Raw genomic sequence first — 23544 nt, forward strand, 5'->3', positions numbered from 1 at the left:
CATCATCCTGATCGCCGATCACATTTTTGCAACATCAACTTGATTCGGGTCAGCGTTTAGCCTATTTATTTGTATATACATTTAATGTTTAGCAAAGATCTAGGTGATTATGAATTTGATCCTCAAAAACGCACGAGTGGTCTCCATGAGTTCGGGAGCCGATGGCTATCAGCCCTCTTCCCCTCAAAATATCGTTATCGAAAACGGTAAGATCGTGTCCATCTCTTGTTCAAACCACGAGGCACTTGCTTCTGAATTAGAACAACTGAGTACAGATAGCTCTGCGGATTACATCACCTATGATTGCAAAAACAAGCTAGTAACACCTGGGTTAATTGATTGCCATACTCATCTCGTATTTGCGGGTAATCGCGCCAACGAGTTTGAGCAGCGTTTGAATGGTGTTTCTTACACCGATATCGCTAAGCAAGGCGGCGGCATTCTAGCGACAGTCACTGCAACACGCGCAGCTCAAGAGTCTGAACTGGTTGAAATGGCTTTGCCTAGACTCGATGGCCTACTAAGAAGTGGCGTCACCAGCATCGAAGTAAAATCAGGCTATGGTTTAAGTCTTGAAGGTGAGCTCAAGATGTTACGCGCAGCTAAAGCGTTAGAGAATCATCGCCGAATTAAGATCACCACTACTCTCCTTGCTGCCCATGCTGTACCACCAGAATATAAAGAACAACCGGACAGCTATATCGATCTGGTTTGCCAAGAGATCATTCCTAAAGCTGCAGAGCAAGGACTCGCCGATGCAGTTGACGTGTTCTGCGAATCTATCGGCTTCAATTTAGAACAAACCGAACGTGTATTTGCAGCAGCCAAAGAACATGGGCTCGCGATTAAAGGCCACACAGAACAGCTTTCTAATATGGGTGGCAGTGCGCTTGCAGCGAAATACGGTGCACTCTCTGTCGACCATGTTGAGTACTTAGATGAAACCGGAGTCAAGGCACTGGCGGAATCAGGCACAGTTGCCACCTTGCTACCCGGTGCTTTCTACTTCCTAAAAGAGACTCAACAGCCGCCCATCGCCCTGCTTCGTGAACACAACATTCCAATGGCGATTGCGACCGACTTAAACCCCGGCACGTCTCCCTTTGCTGATTTGACGCTGATGATGAACATGAGCTGCACCCTGTTTGGTACAACACCTGAAGAGGCGCTGCGCGGTGTGACTTGTCATGCTGCAGCTGCTATTGGCGACTCACAAACTAAAGGCAAAATTGAAATTGGTTATGCCGCTGATTTAGCTATCTGGAATATCGATCACCCAGCAGATCTGAGCTATCAAGTTGGTGTTCCTCATCTGCATAAACGCATTGTTAATGGCGAGGTGTGTCATGACTCAATCTAAGTCCAACGGCATTCAAAAGAACGCAGAAACCGTACATAACTTTGTGTGGACGGGACGCAATGATCTTGAAGATGGCGCACTCGGCACACGCGTACATCACATTACCAAACAAGTGCAACATAGTGATTTAAGTGACGAGCTTAATGACCACGCCATCGCCTTGGTAGGCTTTGCCAGCGATGCAGGTGTTGCAAGAAACAAAGGTCGAGTGGGCGCGAAACAAGCACCTAACCTGATTCGCCAAGCTCTGACGAATATGGCTTGGCACAGTGACGCTCACATTGCGGACCTTGGTGATATCGAGTGCAATGATGGTCAGCTCGAAGTCAGTCAAAAACAGTGTGCTTCTGTTATTGCTAATGCTTTATCAACCAACAAAGTGATTACCCTTGGCGGTGGTCACGAGGTTGCTTGGGCATCGTTCCAAGGGCTCGCTGAGCATTTAGATAAAGCAAAACGCCTTGATAAAGATCAACCAATACACAAACCTAAGATAGGCATCGTTAACTTTGATGCTCACTTTGATCTTCGTGAATTTGAAAGCAACATCGCTGACGTTAAACCGAGCTCAGGCACGCCTTTTAACCAGATCAGCGATTACTGCCACAAGCATCAGTGGCCATTCCAATACGCTTGTCTTGGCGTAAGTGCAGCTAGCAATACCAAAGCGCTATTTAATAAAGCTGACCAACTGGGTGTTTGGTATGAACACGACCGCAACATGACCCAAGTAAACCAAGTCGCCCAACTGGTTAAGTTGCAAAAATTCATCGCTGAGTGTGATTACCTCTATCTCACTATCGACCTTGACGTATTCCCAGCGGCGACTGCGCCGGGCGTAAGTGCACCAGCGGCAAGAGGCGTGAGCTATGAAGCACTCGCTCCTTTTCTAGAACAGATTTTCAAACACAGTGAAAAACTCATTATCGCGGACATTGCGGAATACAACCCAGACTACGACATCGATGGCCAAACGGCTCGATTGGCGGCACGTTTGTGTTGGGATATAGCCAGTGCAATGGCCAGCGACTAATCCAGCTATACCGATAACTACAACTACAACTACAACGATATAACGTGAAACAGAAGGAATTCCAAAATGACGGAACACCACAACAGTGACCCTCGTCTCGACACGACTCGCGAAATACGCGCACCTCATGGCACCACTTTGCGCGCTAAATCTTGGTTAACAGAAGCACCACTGCGTATGCTGATGAACAACCTAGACCCTGATGTGGCAGAACACCCACATGCACTGGTTGTGTATGGCGGTATCGGTCGCGCGGCGCGTGACTGGAAATGTTATGACAAGATTGTTGAAGTATTAGAGCGTTTAGAAGACGAGCAAACGTTACTTGTTCAATCAGGTAAACCTGTAGGTGTGTTCCCGACTCATAAAAACGCACCCCGCGTACTGATCGCGAATTCTAACCTTGTTCCACACTGGGCGAACTGGGAGCACTTCAACGAGCTCGATAAAGAAGGCTTGATGATGTACGGCCAGATGACAGCAGGCAGCTGGATTTACATTGGCTCACAAGGCATCGTTCAAGGTACTTATGAAACGTTTGTTGCTATCGCGAAAAAGCACTTCCAAGGCGAAGCAAACGGCAAGTGGGTTCTAACGGGTGGTCTTGGCGGCATGGGTGGTGCTCAACCTCTTGCTGCAACTATGGCTGGCTTCTCAATGATCGCGGTTGAATGTGATGAATCACGAATCGACTACCGCTTGCGCACTGGCTATGTAGACAAAAAAGCCACCAGCATTGATGAAGCGATGGCAATGATTAAAGAATCAGACTCGCCAATCTCTGTTGGCCTATTAGGCAACGCTGCTGATGTATTCCCAGAGTTAGTTGAACGTAATATCACGCCTGACGTAGTGACCGATCAAACCTCTGCCCACGATCCACTGAACGGCTACTTGCCACAAGGTTGGACGATGGAGAAAGCAGCGCAAGAACGAACCATTGATGAAGCGAAAGTAGTGAAAGCCGCTAAGCAGTCCATGGCGATTCAAGTTCAAGCTATGCTAGATCTTCAGTACCGTGGTGCTGCAACCGTAGATTACGGCAATAACATTCGCCAAATGGCACTGGAAGAAGGTGTGGAAAACGCATTTGATTTTCCAGGTTTCGTTCCCGCATATATACGACCTTTATTCTGTGAAGGCGTCGGTCCGTTCCGTTGGGCTGCCCTTTCTGGTGACCCAGAAGACATCTACAAAACAGACCAAAAAGTAAAAGAACTGATTCCAGATAACCCACATCTACACAACTGGCTAGATATGGCACGTGAACGCATTCAGTTCCAAGGTTTACCAGCTCGTATTTGTTGGGTTGGTTTGAAAGATCGCGAACGTTTAGGCCAAGCATTCAATGAAATGGTTAAAAATGGTGAACTGAAAGCACCGGTTGTTATCGGTCGTGACCACCTAGACTCAGGCTCAGTCGCAAGCCCGAACCGTGAAACAGAAGGCATGATGGATGGCTCAGATGCTGTATCAGATTGGCCTCTATTGAACGCTCTACTAAATACTGCAGGCGGCGCAACATGGGTTTCTCTCCACCACGGTGGCGGCGTTGGCATGGGCTTCTCGCAACACTCAGGAATGGTGATTTGTTGTGACGGCAGTGAAGATGCATCACAGCGTATTGCTCGCGTACTTCACAATGATCCGGCTACTGGCGTTATGCGTCATGCTGATGCGGGTTACGATATTGCCAAGCAGTGTGCTAAAGAACAGAAGCTTGATTTGCCTATGCTAAACGAAGAACTTCGTCGCCTTTAATTTCTGGAGAAAACATGTTGAATTTATTACTTAAGCCAGGACTTCTTGGCCTACCTGAACTGCGTAAGATTAGCCGTAGCCCTGTGAACCTATCACTCGATCCAGCAGCGATTCCTGATATTGAAGCGAGCATGCACGTTGTCGAGCAAGTGATTGCTGAAGATCGCACCGTTTATGGCATCAATACAGGTTTTGGCTTGTTAGCGAATACCAAAATAGCCCCTGAAGATTTAGAAGTACTACAGAAAAGTATCGTGCTTTCTCACGCGGCAGGCATTGGTAAATTCATGTCTGATGAAACTGTGCGCTTGATGATGGTGTTAAAGATTAACAGCTTGTCTCGTGGCTACTCGGGTATCCGCCTCAAAGTGATTAATGCCCTTATCGATCTTGTGAACGCACAGGTTTACCCATGTGTTCCACAAAAAGGATCTGTGGGTGCTTCAGGAGATCTTGCTCCCCTCGCCCACATGAGTACGGTACTGCTAGGTGAAGGCCAAGCACGCCACAACGGCAAAATCATCACGGGCTTAGAAGCAATGCAGATCGCAGGCTTGGAGCCTATAACACTAGCACCTAAAGAAGGTCTGGCGCTGTTAAACGGTATTCAGGCATCAACTGCCTTTGCATTAGAAGGTTTGTTTGCAGCAGAAGACTTATTCGCGTCTGCAACCGTATGTGGTGCAATGTCGGTCGAGGCAGCGCTGGGTAGTCGTCGTCCGTTTGACCCTCGTATACACCGCGTTCGTGGTCATCGTGGCCAAATGGATGCAGCACTTGCTTACCGCCATATGCTTGACCAAAAGAGTGAGATTGGTGAATCACACACTTGTTGTGAAAAGGTTCAAGACCCTTACTCACTGCGTTGTCAGCCTCAAGTGATGGGTGCTTGTTTACACCAGATTCGTAATTCAGCAGAGACCTTAACGATTGAAGCAAATGCCGTATCCGACAACCCGCTTGTTTTCGCCGACGATGGCGACATCATTTCGGGAGGTAACTTCCACGCAGAGCCCGTCGCAATGGCAGCCGATAACCTTGCATTGGCCATTGCCGAGATCGGTAGCTTGTCAGAGCGAAGAATGGCGCTGCTGATTGATAGCGCACTAAGCAAACTACCGCCTTTCTTGGTCGATAACGGCGGCGTGAACTCGGGTTTTATGATTGCTCAAGTAACATCAGCAGCATTAGCAAGTGAGAACAAAACCTTAGCTCATCCGGCGTCAATAGACAGCCTACCTACTTCTGCAAACCAAGAAGACCACGTATCAATGGCCACCTTTGCCGCTCGTAGGCTTAGATACATGGCTGAAAACACCCGTGGGATATTGGCAGTAGAATATTTGGCAGCAGCACAAGGGCTAGACTTCCGCGCTCCGAATCTATCTTCTCCTCGTGTGGAAGAAGCGAAACAGATTTTGCGTGAAAAAGTCAGCTTCTACGATAAAGACAGATATTTTGCACCGGATATTGAACAAGCTAACCTGTTACTCAAATTATCCGTTCATAACCACTTAATGCCAGAAGGTACTTTGTGCAGTTTCTAGTACTTAAAATACTTTAGTCGACACCAATTAAAGTATCATATAAACAAGGGCTATTAATTAGCCCTTGTTGCATTGAGCCAAAGGCCATATCTCCCTTAAAATCGTCACATACCATCCAACGTATTTATCTAATTGACTGATATATAAGCAAAGTTAACTGGATAGACCATTAGAACGAAGTTAGTTAGCTATAATCCACCCCAGATTTGATGACTAATAGCGATACTATGTTTCTGACACCTTACTTTTCTACTGAAGACAATCAATTTCAATTCACTCGTGAACAGGCTAGCCACTTTGCTAAAAAAGTAGCCGCTGACTTCAACCCAATTCACGATGAAGACAACAAACGCTTCTGCGTGCCTGGCGATCTTTTGTTTGCAGTACTTCTGCAAAAAGAAGGCATCAGCCAAAAAATGCGTTTTGATTTTTCAGGTATGGTGGGTAACGGTATTGCGCTTAGCGTTGACAACAAGTGTGAAAAAGAAAGCTCACTGGTTGACGAGAAAGGCAAAGAGTACCTACACATGTCTTGTGAAGGTGAAAAGAGCCACGATCAAGCATTCATCGAACACGTAGTAACAAACTACGTTAAGTTCTCTGGTATGAACTTCCCACACATCATGGTTCCTCTTATGGAAGAGCAACAGATGATGATCAACTGCCAGCGTCCTCTTGTGATCTATGAGAGCATGGAAGTTGAGTTTACTCGCCTTGATCTTTCTCACCCAGAAGTTGAATTCTCTGGTGCGACTTTTGACGTTGAAGGTAAGCGTGGCATCGTGACACTAAACTTTGATTTCAAAGAAGACGGTGAAGTAGTCGGTAAAGGCGTGAAACGCATGGTAGCAAGTGGTCTTAAGCCATACGACCAAGCTTCTGTCGATGACCTAGTAAACCGCTTCAACGAACGTAAAGAGATGTTTCTAGCTCAGTTCGCAGCTGCCGCTTAATCAGCATCCTTATTTACACATCTCGATGTAAATAAGCTCTAGAATAAGATCAATAAAGCCCAGCTTGATATCCTCAAGCTGGGCTTTTTAGTTTTTAACCATCAAATTATATTTGTACTGATTACTTTTTAAACTTCAGTGGTGAAGGTAACTTTCGTACAATCAAACCACCGAAAAGGACGAGTAACCAATGCCAAGCCAGTGAACCACCGCTGCCGCCGCCTGAGCTTTTTGCATTCTGCGTGCCCTCAGACTTAGATATCTTGATCTCACCGGTATACGCAAAGTTAGTGATCGTAACTCTGTCATCCCCGTAAGAAATAGAGCCATCTTTCACATATTTAATCATAAAGCTGTTATTGGAATCCCTAACCATCGGCAGGTTCACTGAACCAGAAAGCTGACCCGATTCTTTATCGAATTCTTGACCGTTGATATAGAGCTCAAGGTAATCATGATCCAACTCAGACGATACCGTCACATCGAAAGAGACTGTCCCGGTGGGTATACCCTCTACAACCAACATTGTCGATTCGCTGCTACCTATTGATGGAGAGACGATTGTTGATCCTTCGGTACCCCACGCTTGTGTGCTGTAGACACCACTGTTTGGTAAACTCACATAAGAGTTCACAGTATTCGTTACAGATCTCGCCCCTACAACAGAAGCCGTTGATGTAACCGTGCCCAATAGTGAATCAGTGTCAACATTAATGCCAAATTCATGTTCGCCAATTGAGTTTAGGTTATAGCTCACCACAACTTCACAGCTTTGTCCTGCAGTTAAAGTGCTACATCCGTTGTCCGTTATCACCGTATCATTACCTGAAATTGGATAAACACGGTTTACTTGAATGTTTTGATCAGATTTATTTGTGAATTCAAAGGTATGTGAAATAGGAGCCAATAATTTTGCACCTAGCATCTCCACTTGACGGTAACTAAACCCTGCTTTCTGCTCATCAATCCAATCATCAAAATAACTAATATTGGTATAGACTCCGTAGGCGTTAGCCTCTGCACAGCCTTTACCCCAGCTTACAATGCCCAGTTGCTCATATGTTCCATTTGTCGAAACAACGATTGGGCCACCACTGTCACCCTGACAAGAGTCATAACCACCATCACTGTACCCCGCACAGAATGCATCACTGCCAATAAAGGCATAGCCACTGTGAGGAACACTATTACATTCGTACTGGTTAACTAAAGGAACGTTGACTTGGTACAGTTCACTCTTAGATGCATATCCATCTGATGCATCCTGATCTCCCCAGCCCATCACCGTTAGCATCTGACCATCATTCAGGTTACCTCGAACATAACCATCAACGAGATTAACGACAGACTCCGATGGCTGATCAACGAGCTCGATAATCGCTATATCATTGCCTGTCGCTACAGAGTTATAGTATTGATGTACATAAATATTCTCAACAGCGTATCTATGTTGTGCAGCTTGAGAGGCCGAAAGATTTGATACGCCAATCACCACATCGAGATCTTCACGACCATTACCTTCCACACAGTGAGCGGCAGTTAATACATATCGTTCACCAATGAAGCTAGCACCACAAAGCTGACCGTCATAAGCATTCACGTTCCTTGAGACTAGCGCAGCCATAAATGGCCAATTTCCTTGTGTTGCTTCTTTACCGTTTATAATTCGAGCTGAAACATCTGCCAACACCGACGTTGAAGACAGACTCACTACACAGACACCTAGCGACAACCATTTCGCCTGAACAATTTTCATTACCTAGCCTTTATTCATTTTAATAATGAAGCGCAGACTATTTTATAAGAAATCAATATGAAACCTAAAACACATTAATTTGTGATATAGATCAACCAATCGATAATGATTCTTATTTAATTGCTTAATTGTATCTGAATGCACATCAGATCCAGCGTCTAACCTTTTGTTTGTAATCAACATATTCCGCACCGAATAATTGCTCTAGAGCGCGTTCTTCTGGCTTAATTTGGAACTGATTCATGTAAATTACGAATACAAAACTGAGCAAAACACTGAATAGGTTTTGGAAGAAGTAGCCAAAGCAAAACAGTAGGATAAATAGCCCTAGATACATTGGATTTCGCGTGTAGCCAAAGATTCCACTGTCCACGACTGCGGATGCGGTTTCGACTTTGATCGGATTAACGGTGGTTTTCTGTTTGCGAAACTCCCATATGCCTGATATTCCAATAACGCCACTCAATACAATCCCGATACCGAGCACAGCCATTCCATAAGGCAGTGCCAATGTTCCTTGGCTCAACTGCTGAGCACAGAAGTACGAGGCCATGAATACAATAATGAACAGTGCAACGGGTGGTACTTTTAACTCTAGAAACCTCATAGCTTTCCTTATTAACAATTCCATTGTTAGTTTAGAAAAAAGCCCAGCAATTGCTGGGCTAAATGTATTAAAGAATTTTGGCTAGCGCCTGTAATGGATGGGCAAGCTTCTCACCCTCAAAACGCTTCACTTGGCTTCGACAGGAATAACCCGTCACTAAGCAACGCTCTTTCGGTAAGTCTTTCATCCTTGGCTTCCAACTTAAACCGTATATATCTTTCGACATTTGTAGCTTATCGACTTCGTGCCCGAAGGTGCCCGCCATGCCGCAACAGCCAACAGGAACGCTAGTTAACGCAGCACCAAAGTGTTTAAAGATAGCGCCCCACTCTTTTTCAGCGTTCGGCATTTTGGTCTTCTCAGTACAGTGAGCGAACAAGTACCACATCTCTTCACTTGCAGAACGAGCTTCAAACTCACCCAACGATGGCATTAACCATTCATGCACAGTCAGTACATCGAAGTCTCCGCGCTTGTCAGCCAAGATCTCAACGTATTCATCGCGATAACAAAGCACCAGTGCAGGATCAACACCCACCAAAGGTATGCCGATATCCGCCACCATTGACAAGAAATCCGATGTTGATTTCGCTTCTCGCGCAAAACGACTTAAGAAGCCTTTAATGTGCAGTGCTTTACCATTTGGTTTAAATGGCAGTAATACCGGAGTTTTACCAAGCTTTTGAGCCAGAGTGACGAAGTCTTCGACTACCTCTGCATCATAGAAGCTAGTAAACGGGTCTTGAACGATCAACACGTGCTGTTTCTTCTGCTCAGAAGAGAGCCCTTCTAGATATTGAAGATCGAAGAGTTGCAGCTCTTTGCTCGCTAGGCGATTTTTTAGTGTAGGCACCGACATCAGTGGTGCATCGACATAACCAACCGTTTTCGCCGTTGCGGTTTGTATCCACTTTTGACCCAAGGCAGCATTAACAACCTTTGGCGCTTTCGCCATTAGCGGCAGCATGGTTTCAATGTTGGCGACTAAATAGTCTTTTGCAGGGCGTTGGTAACGCGAGTAATAAATGTTTAAGAATCGAGAACGGAAACTCGGCACATCGACTTTAATCGGACACTGACTCGCACACGCTTTACACGCAAGACAACCGTTCATCGCTTCGTGAACTTCATGAGAGAAATCGTATTCATGGCGTTTGTTCATTGTATTACGAACACGTTCCACCATGGTTTTGACCGGAGTATTGTCCTTCAGCGCTTCTTGCTCTAAATCGAGAATATCGACGCCTTGTTCCGTTAGCTGACGCAACCACTCTCTTACTAAGCCTGCGCGGCCTTTTGGAGAATGACGACGGTCAGCCGTGACTTTCATCGAAGGACACATTGGCGAGCTAGTATCGTAGTTGAAACACAAGCCGTTACCATTACATTCCATCGCTTGTTTGAAGCTATCACGAACTTGTACGTCGATCTGACGGTCGTAGAAGCCACGCTTGGTATCGGTGACTTTCACCAATTCAGCGTCGCTTTCTAATGGCGTACAGATCTTGCCTGGGTTCATCTTGTTGTGCGGGTCAAACGCTGCTTTAACACGTCTTAACTCAGTAAACAGCTCTTCACCAAAGAAGTCAGGGCCATACTCAGAACGGAAACCTTTACCGTGCTCACCCCACATCAAGCCACCGTATTTCGCCACCAGCTTAACCACTTCATCAGAGACTTCGTGCATCAGTGCTTCTTGCATCGGGTCACACAGATCAAGTGCCGGACGAACGTGTAGTACGCCCGCATCAACGTGACCAAACATGCCGTAGTTCAACTCTTTTGAATCGAGCAGTACTCTAAATTCAGAGATGAAATCCGCCAAGTTTTCCGGTGGTACACAGGTATCTTCAGCAAAAGCGACCGGCTTAGCTCGGCCTTTCGCCGCACCTAACAGACCTACCGCTTTTTTACGCATGTTGTAAATTCGGCCAATGCTCGCTAAATCGCTGCACACTTGGAAACCAATCACACCCGCTTCTTCGGTTTCGACCATGCTTTCAAGTTGCGCGGTCAGCGCTTGAACTTGTTGTTCAACTTCCGCTTCATCTTGGCCTGCAAACTCAACCATGTTGATGCCAAGCATCTCTTTATCTGGAACATCCATCAGCAGGTCGCTCACGGTGTGCCAAACGATGTCTTGCTTCGCTAGGTTCAATACTCTTGAATCCACCGTTTCTACAGACAGCGCTTTCGCTTCGACCATGAACGGCGCATTACGCAGCGCAGAATCAAACGTGTTGTATTTCACGTTAACCAATGTGCGCGCTTTTGGAATCGGCGTGAGGTTCAGCTTTGCTTCGGTAATGAATGCCAATGAACCCTCTGCGCCACACAGAACACGAGTCAGGTCAAAGCTGTCATCTTCTTCGTTGATCGCATTCTTGAGGTCGTAGCCCGTAAGGAAGCGGTTTAACGGAGGGAATTTATTGAGGATTTGAGCGCGCTTATCTCGACAAACGGCTTCAGTTACTGCAAGTGCATGGTGAGCAAATTCACCTTCAGCAGGCAAACCGTGTGATAAATCAGATTCGAGGCATGAACCATCTGCGAATACCGCTTGCAGTGACAACACATGATCAGAGGTTTTGCCGTACTTCAATGAACCTTGACCAGAAGCATCGGTATTGACCATGCCACCTAAGGTTGCTCGGTTACTGGTTGAAAGGTCTGGAGAGAAGAAGTAACCGTAGGGACGCACAGAATCGTTCAATTGGTCTTTAACGACACCAGACTGAACTCTCACCCAGCCCTCTTTTTCGTTAATTTCAAGAACGTTATTCATGTGGCGTGACATGTCAACCACGACACCTTTCGTCAAGGATTGACCGTTAGTTCCGGTACCGCCACCACGAGGGGAAAAAGTCACTCGTTCGTAAGCAGACTGAGCGCCCACTTTACCGATCAAAACAACATCGTTTGTTGTCTTAGGAAGAATGACCGCCTGCGGCAATTGCTGATACACACTGTTATCAGTCGCCACAGCCAAACGGCTCGAATATTGAGACTCAATGTCGCCAGTAAAGCCCGCTATTTTTAGTTCATCTAAAAAGCGTACGACAACTGGATCGACATCAGCATTGAGTTGAAGTCTTGGTAACATTTGCTTCCTGCCCCTACTTCGCTGATCCAATCAGCATTGGGTTATCTGAGATTTTTAGTAATTTTCTTTGAATTTCGTCACTTTACTACTATTAAGATCATATAAAAAGATGATCAAATCAGAATCTGAATGCAAGAATGGAGAAATAGTCACTTTCGTCTTAATTCAGTCGCAATATACTGAATAACATTTTGTTTAAGACATCTCCATGAGCACATAACAATGAAAAAAAACAAAACAGTCACAACTGAAGATATTCTTCTTAAGCTATGCCAATCAGTATCAAGCGTACTCACTTCAGCGACGGCTTCTCAGGTGTCCTATTCAGCTATGGTGCAAAAGATTAACAAGACCAGCCTTAAACCAGATTTTGGTTGCTTCGTTTTATTTGACGGCGGCTTTTCTGGTCTTGTTGTAATCAATTTTACGTCTAAAGCGGCGTTAGAGATCTATACCAATTACATGCGTAACATGGGCATGCCAGAAGATGAGCTCGCAGTGCTTCACACGTCTGACGAAGTAGGCGATGTTTTGGGCGAGTTAATGAACCAGTTGGTTGGTGATTTCACGAACAAAATTCGTAAAGAACTGCAAACTAACATCACGCAGAACCAACCGAAAATGCTGGCACTGAACAAGCAAGTGAACCTTTCCGTTGATACTAACCTCGATCGTCCACAAGCTCGTCGTGTGACTTTCTCGACTGCAAACAACAACATCTTCTATCTTGAGCTTGCAATGGATAAGACAGAATTCATCCAATTGGAAGAATTTGAAATCGCTGAAGACGAATGTCCAGATAGCATCTTAGAAGCGACTCAGAAAAAAATGCAAGAAGCGAACAAACCAGCACAAAGCTCAGGTAACGATGCAGCAGCAGATCTACTCGATGAACTTGGGATCTAGTTTGCTAAAGCTCTAGCCATAATGACAAATTGTGTCACTAACGCCATCAATGCTCTTGATGGCGTTTTTTATTGCCCCTCAACATTGCCTTCCGCACTCCCATCAGAAACCTTTTAATGCTATCCAAACGAGTTTGGGCTTTCTGTTATCTGACAAAACATGTAAAATGTCGGACTTTTCAAAATTTGCGGTAATGATTAAGTAGTCGATGGATAAGAAAAAAGCCCTAAAGAAAATAGCCAAGTGTCTTGAGCTTGGAAATTCAGCGAACGTCAACGAAGCGGCCAATGCAATAAAGATGGCGCATAACTTGATGCTGAAATATGGTCTCGAGAAAGACGATATTGAATTTATCAAAATGGGGAAAACTCAATCCAGTCACCTGTTGCCGGCAAACATCAGCTCTACTCTGTTGCGCGTTATTCGTGGTATCAACACTAAGTTTGGCGTAGAAGCCGTGTTACTGAACCACAAAGGCCTTAAGCGTGTGGAATTCATTGGCGAAGCTGACCGCGCGATCTTCGCAGCCTTCGCTTTCGACATCATTTATCGTGAATTGAACGAGCATACTGGCCAATTCAGAAACAGCTTTGCAGGATCAGGGACAGGTTCACTCGAAGTCACTCGTCGCGTAAATTCTTACGTTTCTGGTTGGGTAGAAGGTGCGCTTGAAAAGTTGCCAACCATTACCCCAGACGACGAATCAAACAACAAAATCAATAACTATATTGATAAAGAATTTGAAAATATTGACCGTGAAACCTTCAAACAACAACTAAGAGAAGCGATGAAAAACCTCACCGCAGACTACGAAGTTGGTTTGAAGAAAGGTCGCAAGTTGTCTGTTAATCGTCCAGTTGGCGGTGCCCAAGCAGTTAAAAAGATAACTAAATCATAGTGCCACTTTACATTGCTTCAGCGTATTGATAAAAACCATCATTAAGACTTACAGGACTAATTGTTGTCATTCGTTACTTATATGTTTGACAGAAGTACATGATGGAGAAATACGTTGAAAAAAATCACACTAGCCCTAGCGCTTACTGTCGCTTTAACGGGTTGTCAGGCAACTCAACGCCAAAACGCTACAACTGGCGAATCTGAGACTAACTCTGCAACTCAAGGCGCTCTAATTGGTGCAATCGCTGGTGCCGTTGCTGGTGCTGCTACTGGTGACAACTCTAAAGATCGTGGTAAACGCGCACTAATTGGTGCGGCAGGTGGTGCAGCTGTTGGCGGTGGTATTGGTTACTACTTTGACCGACAAGAAGCAGCACTTCGCGAAGAGCTAATGAACTCTGGCGTTCAAGTAGAGCGTGTTGGTGAGAACCAGCTTCTACTTCGTTTAGAAAACGGCATTGGCTTCGAATCAAGTTCTTACGCTTTAGAATCAAGCATTCACAACACACTTCGCGGTGTTGCTCGTATCTTAGTTGAATACCCAGACACGAGCCTAGTGATCGAAGGTCACACTGACAGCACTGGCAGCGAATCATCGAACCAAATCCTTTCTGAGCGTCGCGCTGAATCTGTTCGTGCATTCTTGATTTCTCAAGATGTCGCTGCAGGCCGTGCCATTGCTCGTGGTAACGGTGAGCGCTACCCTCTATGTGACAACAACACGTCTCAAGGTCGTGCTTGTAACCGTCGTGTAGAAATTCAAATCTTGCCGCTTAAGTAGCACGATTAAAGCCCAGTTACCTTTATCTATTGAATTAACCACTATATAGTTGCTTGTCAATCGTATGGCTTATTTTAAGCGTTACGACTTAACACTCAGCCACATAGCGTATTCATACTGATACATCGGCACTGGGCTTTTTTACGAGACTTATCTTTTGCTTATCTTATCCAACTTCTGGTCATCGTCACTTATTAGAACTCTATTTCTAGCCCTAGTCTTTTCCACGATACAATTGTTCGCCCCACATTTCGTTCATGCGGAAAGCAGCACTGAACTCTCATTATCTCCACAACCTCAAGAGCTACAACCTCAAGACTCAACCTCTCAGTATCGATTAGCCCAATCGTATGAGCTGGGTACTGGCATGCCTAAAAACACCGATGACGCATTCTATTGGTATTCGCAATCAGCGGACAGTGGCAATGCAGATGCGCAGTTTAGACTGGGCGAATGGTACATGGCAGGTACAAAAGTCGAGCAAGATAATAAACTCGCCTTAGAATGGTTCATCAAAGCGGCACTGAAAGGTAACAAGCAAGCGCCTCTAGAAGTAGCCAAGATCTATGAATCCTCACTTGATAAAGAACTATTGCAACCGTTAGATGCAGCGCAGCTATGGTATGAAGCAGCTTTAAAAAACAATCCTAATGCAGAAGATGGCTACAATCGCATTCTGGAAGCACAGTTCAACCAACAGCGTGCCAAGCAAATCTCTTCGATTGAGCAGCTCAATGACAACGTCAGTGCAGAAGCCAATACAAATCAAGCAAGTACCTTCCCTTCGGCACTAACTTCTAGAGACCAAGCAACACGTTCTAATCTAACAAGCTCTGACTATATGATTGGCGTAGTGCTTGCCGTTTTGATTGCAATAGTGAGTATCAGCGCGACTCTGGTTATCTCGCGAAAGCGACAAGGCCTGAAGTCTGGTGAGTTAAATCAGCAGCAACAGACACTGGAAGCACAGCTTAGTGCGAAAGACTTCACCATTAAGCAGCAAAAGCGTCAGCTTCAAACAATCTACAACGAATTGAAGAAGCAGAAAAACAACAAAGGTATGAATGCTTTGCAAGTGGCCTGTGCTCTCTTTGGCTACACACCTAAATCTATTCCTGACCAAAAAAGCATTAAGATTCGATACAAACAACTCTCTAAAATCTATCACCCTGATGGTCATGGATGTAACGAAGAAATGAAACGTTTGAACAATGCGCTAAAAACCATTTTACAAAATGTTACAAAACCGTAAACAACTACACATATTCATTTTCCAAGATCGCAAAGATACCGATTTTATTAGTGTTGCAATCGATCCCCCTCTCAAAAACGGGTAACAAACTATTAACTAATGGGTCTTACTTGTGTCATAATTTGCGCCGAAAATACACCTGACTTAAACAGGTGAGGAGAAAATATGTTCACAATAGAAGGCGTTTGTGATTGGTGCAAAAAGCCAAGCCTAGTAAAAAAGCACGACTACCTAGATGGTAAGTGTCACCATGCATGTAAAGAGTGCAATGATATTGCAACCATTGATGTTCGCCAGTTCAATATTGGTGAAATGGAAATGAGAACAAAACTCTCCCAAGCGACACTGAGATAAGTAACACCGTTGAAATATAAGAAAGCGCCTAAGGCGCTTTTTTTGTATCTGGGGTTTATCTTCTTATCTTCTTGTCTTCTTATCTTCTTATCTTCTTATCTTCTTATCTTCTTATCTTCTTATCTTCTTATCTTCTTATCTTCTATACAGGTGTATACAGTGCTTTTCTGCAAAAACCACTGTATACACCTGTATAGAAATCACATTTTTTCAATTTATGAGACAAAATAGAAAAACCAGTCGAATTTAATTTTCAAATAAATATCAACAACTTAAGCTGAAACCTCTTACTTGCCCGCAATAAAACGACCAATAATCCCGCAAAAACCGCTTGATCTTATAAGCAACAAAAACTACTGTATACACATACAGCATGTATATAAGGACAGCAAAATGATTCAAGCACACGTTAAAGCCCAACACTCTAGCCCGCTAGTTCACTGCGCATTTACATCAGTTTCTCGTAAAAGCAAAAACTCAAACGAGGAAGCGTTGTTCGCAAGAATGGCGTTGCTGTCCAATCAACATCAATGGCTGCTGTTTACTGCTCAAACGCCAAGACCATCCGCTAAGCAGCTTAAGCAACACAATGTTTGCTGCGAGCGCGTTATCCATATGAAAGCGTCGAACCAAATGAATGAAGTAGAGACAGTCGAGAAAGCAATACGCTCAGGAAACGCGAGCGCAATCGTTGCGAGTACGTCGATCGACTCATTCAGCCAACAATACCTGAGAACGTTAGGCCAACGCTTTCAATGCGAAGTGTTCTTCATCGATGAAACTTCAGAGCGTATTCATTAAGCCAACCTCGCTTAACAATTTAGCTCACAAACGTAGCTTAATCTTTTAGCTAACAAACTTAAGTTAACTTAACAGCATAGCTCCAAAACACAGCCCAACAGACTGCCTTCCCCTGCCCTACAATTCGCCAATTTTCTAGCGAATAGTTAGGCGGGGGTTTTTATTTGATCAATAGATTTAGCAATCGTTTGCTTTTTATCTGGAAGCAAATAGTAGATTGGGTATAATGCCCGTCTAATCATGTGCACACCGCACTTCTCTGTATGACGTTTGATAAAAGATAGGAATGTCTAAATGAGCCTTGCTGATCAAGTTCTTGCCGTAAATGATGACCTACCAATCCGTACTGATAAACCTGTCCACAGCGGCAAGGTTCGTTCGGTCTACTGGTTAACTGAAGAAGATAGCCAACGACTAATCAAAGAGAAAGGCTATAATGTAGCACCCGATGCGCCTTTAGCCATCATGGTGATCAGTGACCGTATCTCTGCGTTTGATTGTATTTGGCGTGGTGAAGGTAATCTTAAAGGTGTTCCAGGTAAGGGAGCGGCTCTGAATGCTATCTCTAACCACTGGTTCAAATTGTTTAAAGACAACGGCCTTGCTGACAGTCACATTCTTGATATCCCTCACCCATTCGTATGGATTGTACAAAAAGCTCGCCCAGTCATGATCGAAGCGATTTGTCGTCAATACATCACGGGTTCTATGTGGCGTGCATACGCGAACGGCGAACGTGAATTCTGTGGTATCGAGATGCCTGAAGGCCTTGAGAAAGACAAGAAGTTGCCTGAGCTACTGATCACGCCTTCTACAAAAGGGATTTTGAAAGGAATTCCTGGTGTACCAGAAGCTGACGATGTGAACATCACTCGCAACAACATCGAAGACAATTTCGCAGCGTTCAACTTTACTCAAGCAAGTGACATTGCGCATTACGAGAAACTTCTAAAAGAAGGCTTCAACGTAATTAGCCAAGCGCTAGCAAAAGTCGATCAAACCTTTGTCGATACGAAATTTGAGTTTGGTTACGTCAACGATGCTCAAGGTAAAGAAAAGCTTATCTACATGGATGAAGTGGGTACGCCAGATTCATCTCGTATTTGGGATACTCAAGAGTACAACAAGGGCAACATCGTCGAGAATTCTAAAGAAGGATTCCGCCAGTTCTTACTTAACTACTTCCCTGACGCGGATATTCTTTTGAACAAAGAACGTATGCCAGAACGTGAAGCATTAGCTCGTGACAATGAACTTCCTTTGGATGCATTGATGTCTCTGTCTCGTACTTACCTTGATATCGCAGCGAAAATCACCGGTGGCGAGATTGTATTAAGCGACAATCCGAAGCAAGAAATCATTGATGTGCTTCGTGCCGATTACGGACTAATTGATTAGTCGACTAATCACATGCTAGAAAGCTAATAAGCTAGCTAGTAAGCACAAATTTTAGATACTAAAAGGGCCTCAATATTGAGGCCCTTTTTACAATGTATATTTCATCAAAGCTTAGTTAGTGATCAAAGCTTGATAGTGAACTCTTCACCAGAGTTATCTGCAATCACCAAATGACTACGCGATTCAATATAATCAATCTGCTCGTCTTCAAGCGAATATGGCATGACAACCTTGAGCTCATTGATCCCTTCTAGCTTGGCAAGCTTGAGCAAGGTAACAATGTTCGACTCATCACTTTTACGCGTCGACATTGATTTCAATGCCATTTGCCATAAGCGATCTTCCGGGCTGGCGAGCTCTTTAATGCTATCTCTCCAGACAGTACTGAATACTGGCGCGATAGTGGTGAGAGCTTCCAGAAAAGTCCATTTTTTACTGCATGAGGCGCCAAGAAATGTTGTGTAATCGAACTCTACACGCGTCTCTTCCTGTTTATCCATGATGTCCCCCGACACTTTGGCAACACAATATACTCAATATCTATCAACTCTTTCTTTATAGCAATAGGATATAGAAGAATGGTCTTTTATGACCTTTTGATTGGTTAAAAAGGCATATAAAAATCAAACTTGTAACATAAAAAACACTGAAAAATCATATATGCACCTATTTGATTAATATTTTAGAGATAAAACTTATCCATCTATTTTATGTCGATAATCCGACTCGCTTTCTTATATTGAATCCGCCAACCAGACCATGTTGGAAGCTCCCAACGCTTAGGCGATAACTTTCGACTCCCCGACTGATAATGCACATGAATCAGCTTTCTTGCAGGGAAGTATTCGACATCAAGATGTAAGTCAGCAAGGCTCAATGCAAACGGGTATTTTTCCGCAAATTCTGGATATAGCCAAATTGGGATACCATCAAATGGAATATCGGCATGTTCAAACATTTCCAACTCGCTGACATCCGTGACACCTAACACTTCAAGCTGTTCTATAAACCATAGCTCAAAGTTCATTTGGTTAATTTCTGGTGTGTATTGGACTTGTTCATCGAGCCCAAGTTTCACATACAACTGCCAATGTTTGATTTCTTGAGTACGAGCTTGTGAAAAACCGGGAAGATGGACGCCTTTTAACACAAGATCGACGATTGGCTTTAATGATAACTGACCTTCTGCTGCAATAAGTTTGCTCGTAATCGTACGGCCAGCGTACACCAATGTCATCTCAGTAAAAACGCCATCATCATTGACCACGGTTTCACCTTGTTGCCACTCTCCCATCTCCGCTTCAATCATAAGATCCAAAGGAATAGGTGCAGTAACCGTCGCTAAGGTCAGTGTTTGCTTAACACCTCTTCCCGGTAAACTATGGGTATCAAGCACCAACATCGCTTGTGCATTGTCCGGGAAACGATTCTGACGGCCGAGTACTACCTCTAAAACTCCATTAGCAAAGGCTTCTTTTCGTTTCAGCCTGCGCACGAACACCAGTTCTGGGTGAAGTTGAACAATAGTGTCAAGCAGTTCAATGCGTTGGAAACGTGACGCGACTTCTAGCTGAGGAAGCTCAAACACCTCCCGCATTTGCTTAGCCAGTCCTTGTGCTTCATTCAGTGCCTGTTGATCGATGTCTAAATGCGGATAATCGCGACCACGCACAATCTGAATCAACAGGCTTAAATCACACCCTTCTTTCTCTTGTTGAGCGAGTGCTTCAAGATGTTCTGCATTGTTCGGTAACTGATACAAGCGAGCCGGCACAGACAACGCCGCCGTGAGATCGACCATGGCTTCTCTAAGTGCTTTGGTTTTGATTCGCGTGACAATATCGGCATACAAAGCATCAATCGGCAGCGGGTAGAGCTTTTTGCCGTGCTCAGTGATTTGATGGTCGTCATTAATCGCTTCCATCATCAACAAGGTTTGTGTTGCGCTGTTTAACGACTTCTCGGGGATTGGATCAAGAAAAGATAAGCTCTCGATCGAGTTGCCACAACATGCCGCGGCCAACATAGGTTCTGTCAGTTCTTCGCGTTGCAATTCGGGCGGTGTCACTAACTCTAATGCGGCGTGTTCTCCGTATAACCGAACGCAAACACCATCCATCACCCTGCCCGCACGACCAGCTCGTTGCTTGGCACTGGCTCGTGATATGGATTTAAGCATCAGCGTGGTTCTGCCATTACGCTGAACGGTGCGTCTCTCTAATCCTGAATCTATCACCACGCCAATGTCAGGAATGGTTAATGAGGTTTCTGCTACGTTGGTTGCAAGGATGACCTTTCTCTGGCCATTACCTTCAGTATTGATATTACGACCCGATAACGCTAAATCTCGCTCTTTATCACTGACCGACGCATGCAATTTAACGACTTGGATATCTGAATTCTTTGCCAAGGCTTGCTCACATTGAACGATCTCTTTTTTACCCGGTAGAAAAACCAACATATCGCCGTGTGAAGTAATAAGTTGATGATTCACTTCTTCGGCGATGCGTTGCTCTAGATGTCGGCTATCCGGCAGAGCTCTGGATTCATTCGCTCGGTGTTCAATCGCCACTTGATAGGTGCGACCTTCGCAGCTTATCCGACCCGCATTCAAATAGTGGGCGAGACGTTCCCCTTCAATGGTTGCAGACGTGATCACCAAGCGATGGCTCTCTTTTTGTTTCAGAATCGCCACCAGCAAATCGATATCCCAACGCCTTTCGTGAAATTCATCGACAACGATGACATCAAAGCCAGCAAGCCCATCTTCAGATAGCCAACGCAACGCGATACCGGGAGTAACAAAAACAACATTGGTTTGCTCGTTGTATTCCGATTCAAGCTTAATCGCATAACCCACTTTACTACCAAGCTTCTCGCCCGATTGCTGTGCGAGATATTTAGCCAGTGAAGTACACGCGATACGTCTTGGTTCAACCACCAGAACTCGCCCGTGTTGGGAAGCCCAAATTGGTAAGCGCGTAGATTTACCTGATCCGGTTTCAGCCTCTACGACAAGGTGAGACTCAACGATTTGTTCGTGGAATACGTTTTGATAAGCATCGATGGGCAGTAATGACATAAAGAGGGAAAGTCGCAAAAAGTGTGAGCAAAGTATAACGAATTATGACGTTCAAATTCGATAAGTGTGGGACATGGGTAAGAATATCATTTTGTTTGCAAAGATCGGAGGGAAACTATTTACAATTGAATAACTAAACCGTTATCATTTTTCAGTTACCCTTTCTCCCATATTAGGCATCCAATGAACAACGATAAACGCCCTCTATATATCCCTTACGCTGGTCCTGCTCTACTAAGTACCCCTCTTCTAAACAAAGGCAGTGCATTCTCTGCTGAAGAACGTAGCTCTTTTAACCTTGAAGGTTTGTTACCTGAAACAACCGAAACAATCCAAGAGCAAGTTGGACGTGCGTACAAGCAATATTGTAACTTCGAAAGTGATATGGATAAGCATATCTACCTTCGTAACATCCAAGACACAAATGAAACGCTTTTTTATCGTTTAGTTCAAAACCACATTTCTGAAATGATGCCTATCATTTACACGCCTACAGTTGGCGCAGCATGTGAGAACTTCTCAAATATTTACCGTCGTGGCCGTGGTCTGTTTATCTCATACCCGAACCGCGACCGTATCGATGATCTACTGAATAATGCGACAAACCACAACGTTAAAGTTATCGTGGTTACGGATGGTGAGCGCATTCTTGGTTTGGGAGACCAAGGCATCGGTGGTATGGGTATTCCAATTGGTAAGCTAGCACTTTACACAGCTTGTGGTGGTATCAGCCCAGCTTACATGCTACCAATCGTGCTTGATGTGGGTACCAACAACCCTCAACGTCTTGCAGACCCAATGTACATGGGCTGGCGTCACCCTCGTATCACAGGGGCTGATTACGATGCATTCGTTGAAGAGTTCATCCAAGCGGTTCAACGCCGTTGGCCAGATGCTTTAGTTCAGTTCGAAGATTTCGCACAAAAGAACGCAATGCCATTGCTTGAGCGCTACAAAGATCGCATCTGTTGTTTCAACGATGATATCCAAGGTACAGCAGCGGTAACGGTTGGTTCTCTACTTGCCGCATGTAAAGCAGCAAACACCAAACTTTCAGACCAACGTATTACCTTCTTAGGTGCGGGTTCTGCGGGTTGTGGTATTGCTGAAGCCATCATTGCTCAAATGGTGTCTGAAGGTATCAGCGATGCACAAGCACGCTCTCAAGTTTACATGGTTGACCGTTGGGGTCTGCTACAGGAAGGCATGCAAAACTTGCTTGATTTCCAACAGCGCCTAGTACAAACCAACGCAAATACCAAAGATTGGGAAAGCGACGGTACGGGTTTCTCTCTACTCGACGTTGTTCGTCATGCTAAACCAACTGTATTGGTTGGTGTATCTGGCGCGCCGGGTCTGTTCAGCAAAGAAGTCATCAAAGAGATGAACCTTCACTGCGAACGTCCTATCGTATTCCCACTATCAAACCCAACAAGCCGTGTTGAAGCAACACCAAACGACATTATTCGTTGGACTGATGGCCAAGCACTTGTTGCGACAGGTAGCCCGTTTGAACCAGTAACTCATAACGGCACCACTTACCCAATCGCTCAGTGTAACAACAGCTACATCTTCCCTGGCATCGGCCTTGGTGTATTGGCTGTGAATGCTTCACGCATCACTGATGAAATGCTGATGGAATCAAGCCGTGCGCTTGCAACGTGTTCTCCACTAGCCATCAATGGTTCAGGTGCTCTACTTCCACCATTGGAAGAGATCCACACCGTGTCTAAAAAGATCGCTCTTGCTGTTGGTAAGAAAGCTATCGAACAAGGTGTTGCACTAGAGATCACTGAAGAAGCACTACAACAAGCGATTGACCAGCACTTCTGGCAGCCGGTTTACCGTCGTTACAAGCGTACTGCATTCTAATAAGCGTGCTGTACTTTGAATAAAGCGTACTGCGCTTGGAATAAAGAGCGTTAACTACTCTTATAAGAGCCTCTGCAA

General features: G+C 44.8%; 18 protein-coding genes. 13 read left to right on the top strand and 5 right to left on the bottom strand.

Features of this window, described 5'->3' with window-relative positions; genetic code table 11:
• Nucleotides 1-109 precede the first annotated feature (109 nt).
• The 5 genes from hutI to QWZ07_RS15505 all read left to right on the top strand — a co-directional run bounded on the left by hutI (nt 110) and on the right by QWZ07_RS15505 (nt 6654).
• Nucleotides 110-1360 (top strand): imidazolonepropionase, encoded by a 1251-nt coding sequence (hutI, locus tag QWZ07_RS15485; RefSeq protein WP_192853392.1) that lies wholly within the window; start codon nt 110-112, stop codon nt 1358-1360.
• The gene (gene hutG / locus QWZ07_RS15490; protein ID WP_192853393.1) at nt 1347-2393 is read left to right on the top strand and encodes a formimidoylglutamase; all 1047 of its coding nucleotides are present in this window, start codon (nt 1347-1349) and stop codon (nt 2391-2393) included. Before hutI ends, hutG begins: the two co-directional genes overlap by 14 nt.
• A gap of 66 nt (nt 2394-2459) precedes the next feature.
• Nucleotides 2460-4154, top strand: a complete 1695-nt coding sequence (gene hutU / locus QWZ07_RS15495) for a urocanate hydratase (protein ID WP_192853394.1) — start codon at nt 2460-2462, stop codon at nt 4152-4154.
• A 14-nt stretch (nt 4155-4168) separates the two neighbouring features.
• The gene (gene hutH / locus QWZ07_RS15500) at nt 4169-5701 is read left to right on the top strand and encodes a histidine ammonia-lyase (RefSeq protein WP_192853395.1); all 1533 of its coding nucleotides are present in this window, start codon (nt 4169-4171) and stop codon (nt 5699-5701) included.
• Between the two features lie 227 nt (nt 5702-5928).
• Nucleotides 5929-6654: a DUF3581 domain-containing protein gene (locus QWZ07_RS15505; protein WP_010438254.1), complete on the top strand. Its 726-nt coding sequence runs from the start codon at nt 5929-5931 to the stop codon at nt 6652-6654.
• 121 nt (nt 6655-6775) lie between these two features.
• Here the strand turns inward: QWZ07_RS15505 and QWZ07_RS15510 are convergent, their stop codons facing one another.
• The 3 genes from QWZ07_RS15510 to ydiJ form a co-directional block, all read right to left on the bottom strand.
• Nucleotides 6776-8404, bottom strand: a complete 1629-nt coding sequence (locus tag QWZ07_RS15510; RefSeq protein WP_192853417.1) for a trypsin-like serine protease — start codon at nt 8402-8404, stop codon at nt 6776-6778.
• Nucleotides 8405-8555: 151 nt separating this feature from the next.
• Nucleotides 8556-9017, bottom strand: a complete 462-nt coding sequence (locus tag QWZ07_RS15515) for a methyltransferase family protein (protein ID WP_099165435.1) — start codon at nt 9015-9017, stop codon at nt 8556-8558.
• 67 nt (nt 9018-9084) lie between these two features.
• A complete protein-coding gene (gene ydiJ / locus QWZ07_RS15520; RefSeq protein ID WP_192853396.1) occupies nt 9085-12120 on the bottom strand; it encodes a D-2-hydroxyglutarate dehydrogenase YdiJ in 3036 nt (1011 codons plus the stop codon).
• Nucleotides 12121-12342: 222 nt separating this feature from the next.
• Between ydiJ and QWZ07_RS15525 the strand changes: the two genes are divergently transcribed.
• The 7 genes from QWZ07_RS15525 (at nt 12343) to QWZ07_RS15555 (ending at nt 18512) form a co-directional block, all read left to right on the top strand.
• Complete coding sequence (locus tag QWZ07_RS15525; RefSeq protein ID WP_017106717.1) at nt 12343-13026, top strand: DUF3334 family protein; 684 nt, start codon at nt 12343-12345, stop codon at nt 13024-13026.
• A gap of 208 nt (nt 13027-13234) precedes the next feature.
• Entirely contained in the window at nt 13235-13924 is a 690-nt protein-coding gene (locus QWZ07_RS15530) for a DUF2786 domain-containing protein (protein ID WP_029223537.1), read from the top strand.
• A gap of 114 nt (nt 13925-14038) precedes the next feature.
• Nucleotides 14039-14707: a YiaD family glycine zipper/OmpA-like lipoprotein gene (locus QWZ07_RS15535; RefSeq protein ID WP_065111151.1), complete on the top strand. Its 669-nt coding sequence runs from the start codon at nt 14039-14041 to the stop codon at nt 14705-14707.
• A gap of 157 nt (nt 14708-14864) precedes the next feature.
• A complete protein-coding gene (locus tag QWZ07_RS15540) occupies nt 14865-15959 on the top strand; it encodes a tetratricopeptide repeat protein (RefSeq protein WP_192853397.1) in 1095 nt (364 codons plus the stop codon).
• 165 nt (nt 15960-16124) lie between these two features.
• The gene (locus QWZ07_RS15545; RefSeq protein ID WP_017078672.1) at nt 16125-16313 is read left to right on the top strand and encodes a hypothetical protein; all 189 of its coding nucleotides are present in this window, start codon (nt 16125-16127) and stop codon (nt 16311-16313) included.
• Nucleotides 16314-16706: 393 nt separating this feature from the next.
• Nucleotides 16707-17114, top strand: coding sequence for a SulA-like leucine-rich domain-containing protein (locus QWZ07_RS15550; RefSeq protein ID WP_017106714.1), 408 nt, complete (start codon nt 16707-16709; stop codon nt 17112-17114).
• Nucleotides 17115-17408: 294 nt separating this feature from the next.
• Complete coding sequence (locus tag QWZ07_RS15555; RefSeq protein ID WP_017632354.1) at nt 17409-18512, top strand: phosphoribosylaminoimidazolesuccinocarboxamide synthase; 1104 nt, start codon at nt 17409-17411, stop codon at nt 18510-18512.
• Nucleotides 18513-18634: 122 nt separating this feature from the next.
• On the opposite strand, the gene QWZ07_RS15560 is transcribed toward QWZ07_RS15555, so the two are convergent.
• Together QWZ07_RS15560 and QWZ07_RS15565 are read right to left on the bottom strand one after the other, a co-directional pair.
• Entirely contained in the window at nt 18635-19012 is a 378-nt protein-coding gene (locus QWZ07_RS15560) for a hypothetical protein (protein ID WP_017110913.1), read from the bottom strand.
• Nucleotides 19013-19215: 203 nt separating this feature from the next.
• The gene (locus tag QWZ07_RS15565) at nt 19216-21594 is read right to left on the bottom strand and encodes a helicase-related protein (protein ID WP_192853398.1); all 2379 of its coding nucleotides are present in this window, start codon (nt 21592-21594) and stop codon (nt 19216-19218) included.
• A gap of 183 nt (nt 21595-21777) precedes the next feature.
• Here QWZ07_RS15565 and QWZ07_RS15570 point away from each other — a divergent pair, with 183 nt between their 5' ends.
• Nucleotides 21778-23466 (top strand): NAD-dependent malic enzyme, encoded by a 1689-nt coding sequence (locus tag QWZ07_RS15570; protein ID WP_017110915.1) that lies wholly within the window; start codon nt 21778-21780, stop codon nt 23464-23466.
• The last annotated feature ends 78 nt before the right edge of the window (nt 23467-23544 follow it).

The organism is Vibrio lentus, assembly GCF_030409755.1.
Lineage (GTDB): Bacteria > Pseudomonadota > Gammaproteobacteria > Enterobacterales > Vibrionaceae > Vibrio > Vibrio lentus.

Bases quoted from the DNA above. Each gene is read 5' to 3' on its own strand.
- hutI (WP_192853392.1), top strand. From the start codon at position 110: ATGAATTTGATCCTCAAAAACGCACGAGTGGTCTCCATGAGTTCGGGA.
- QWZ07_RS15570 (WP_017110915.1), top strand. From the start codon at position 21,778: ATGAACAACGATAAACGCCCTCTATATATCCCTTACGCTGGTCCTGCT.
- QWZ07_RS15560 (WP_017110913.1), bottom strand. From the start codon at position 19,012: ATGGATAAACAGGAAGAGACGCGTGTAGAGTTCGATTACACAACATTT.
- QWZ07_RS15550 (WP_017106714.1), top strand. From the start codon at position 16,707: ATGATTCAAGCACACGTTAAAGCCCAACACTCTAGCCCGCTAGTTCAC.
- hutG (WP_192853393.1), top strand. From the start codon at position 1,347: ATGACTCAATCTAAGTCCAACGGCATTCAAAAGAACGCAGAAACCGTA.
- ydiJ (WP_192853396.1), bottom strand. From the start codon at position 12,120: ATGTTACCAAGACTTCAACTCAATGCTGATGTCGATCCAGTTGTCGTA.
- QWZ07_RS15545 (WP_017078672.1), top strand. From the start codon at position 16,125: ATGTTCACAATAGAAGGCGTTTGTGATTGGTGCAAAAAGCCAAGCCTA.
- QWZ07_RS15505 (WP_010438254.1), top strand. From the start codon at position 5,929: ATGTTTCTGACACCTTACTTTTCTACTGAAGACAATCAATTTCAATTC.
- QWZ07_RS15530 (WP_029223537.1), top strand. From the start codon at position 13,235: ATGGATAAGAAAAAAGCCCTAAAGAAAATAGCCAAGTGTCTTGAGCTT.
- QWZ07_RS15565 (WP_192853398.1), bottom strand. From the start codon at position 21,594: ATGTCATTACTGCCCATCGATGCTTATCAAAACGTATTCCACGAACAA.
- hutH (WP_192853395.1), top strand. From the start codon at position 4,169: ATGTTGAATTTATTACTTAAGCCAGGACTTCTTGGCCTACCTGAACTG.
- QWZ07_RS15525 (WP_017106717.1), top strand. From the start codon at position 12,343: ATGAAAAAAAACAAAACAGTCACAACTGAAGATATTCTTCTTAAGCTA.
- QWZ07_RS15515 (WP_099165435.1), bottom strand. From the start codon at position 9,017: ATGAGGTTTCTAGAGTTAAAAGTACCACCCGTTGCACTGTTCATTATT.
- QWZ07_RS15555 (WP_017632354.1), top strand. From the start codon at position 17,409: ATGAGCCTTGCTGATCAAGTTCTTGCCGTAAATGATGACCTACCAATC.
- hutU (WP_192853394.1), top strand. From the start codon at position 2,460: ATGACGGAACACCACAACAGTGACCCTCGTCTCGACACGACTCGCGAA.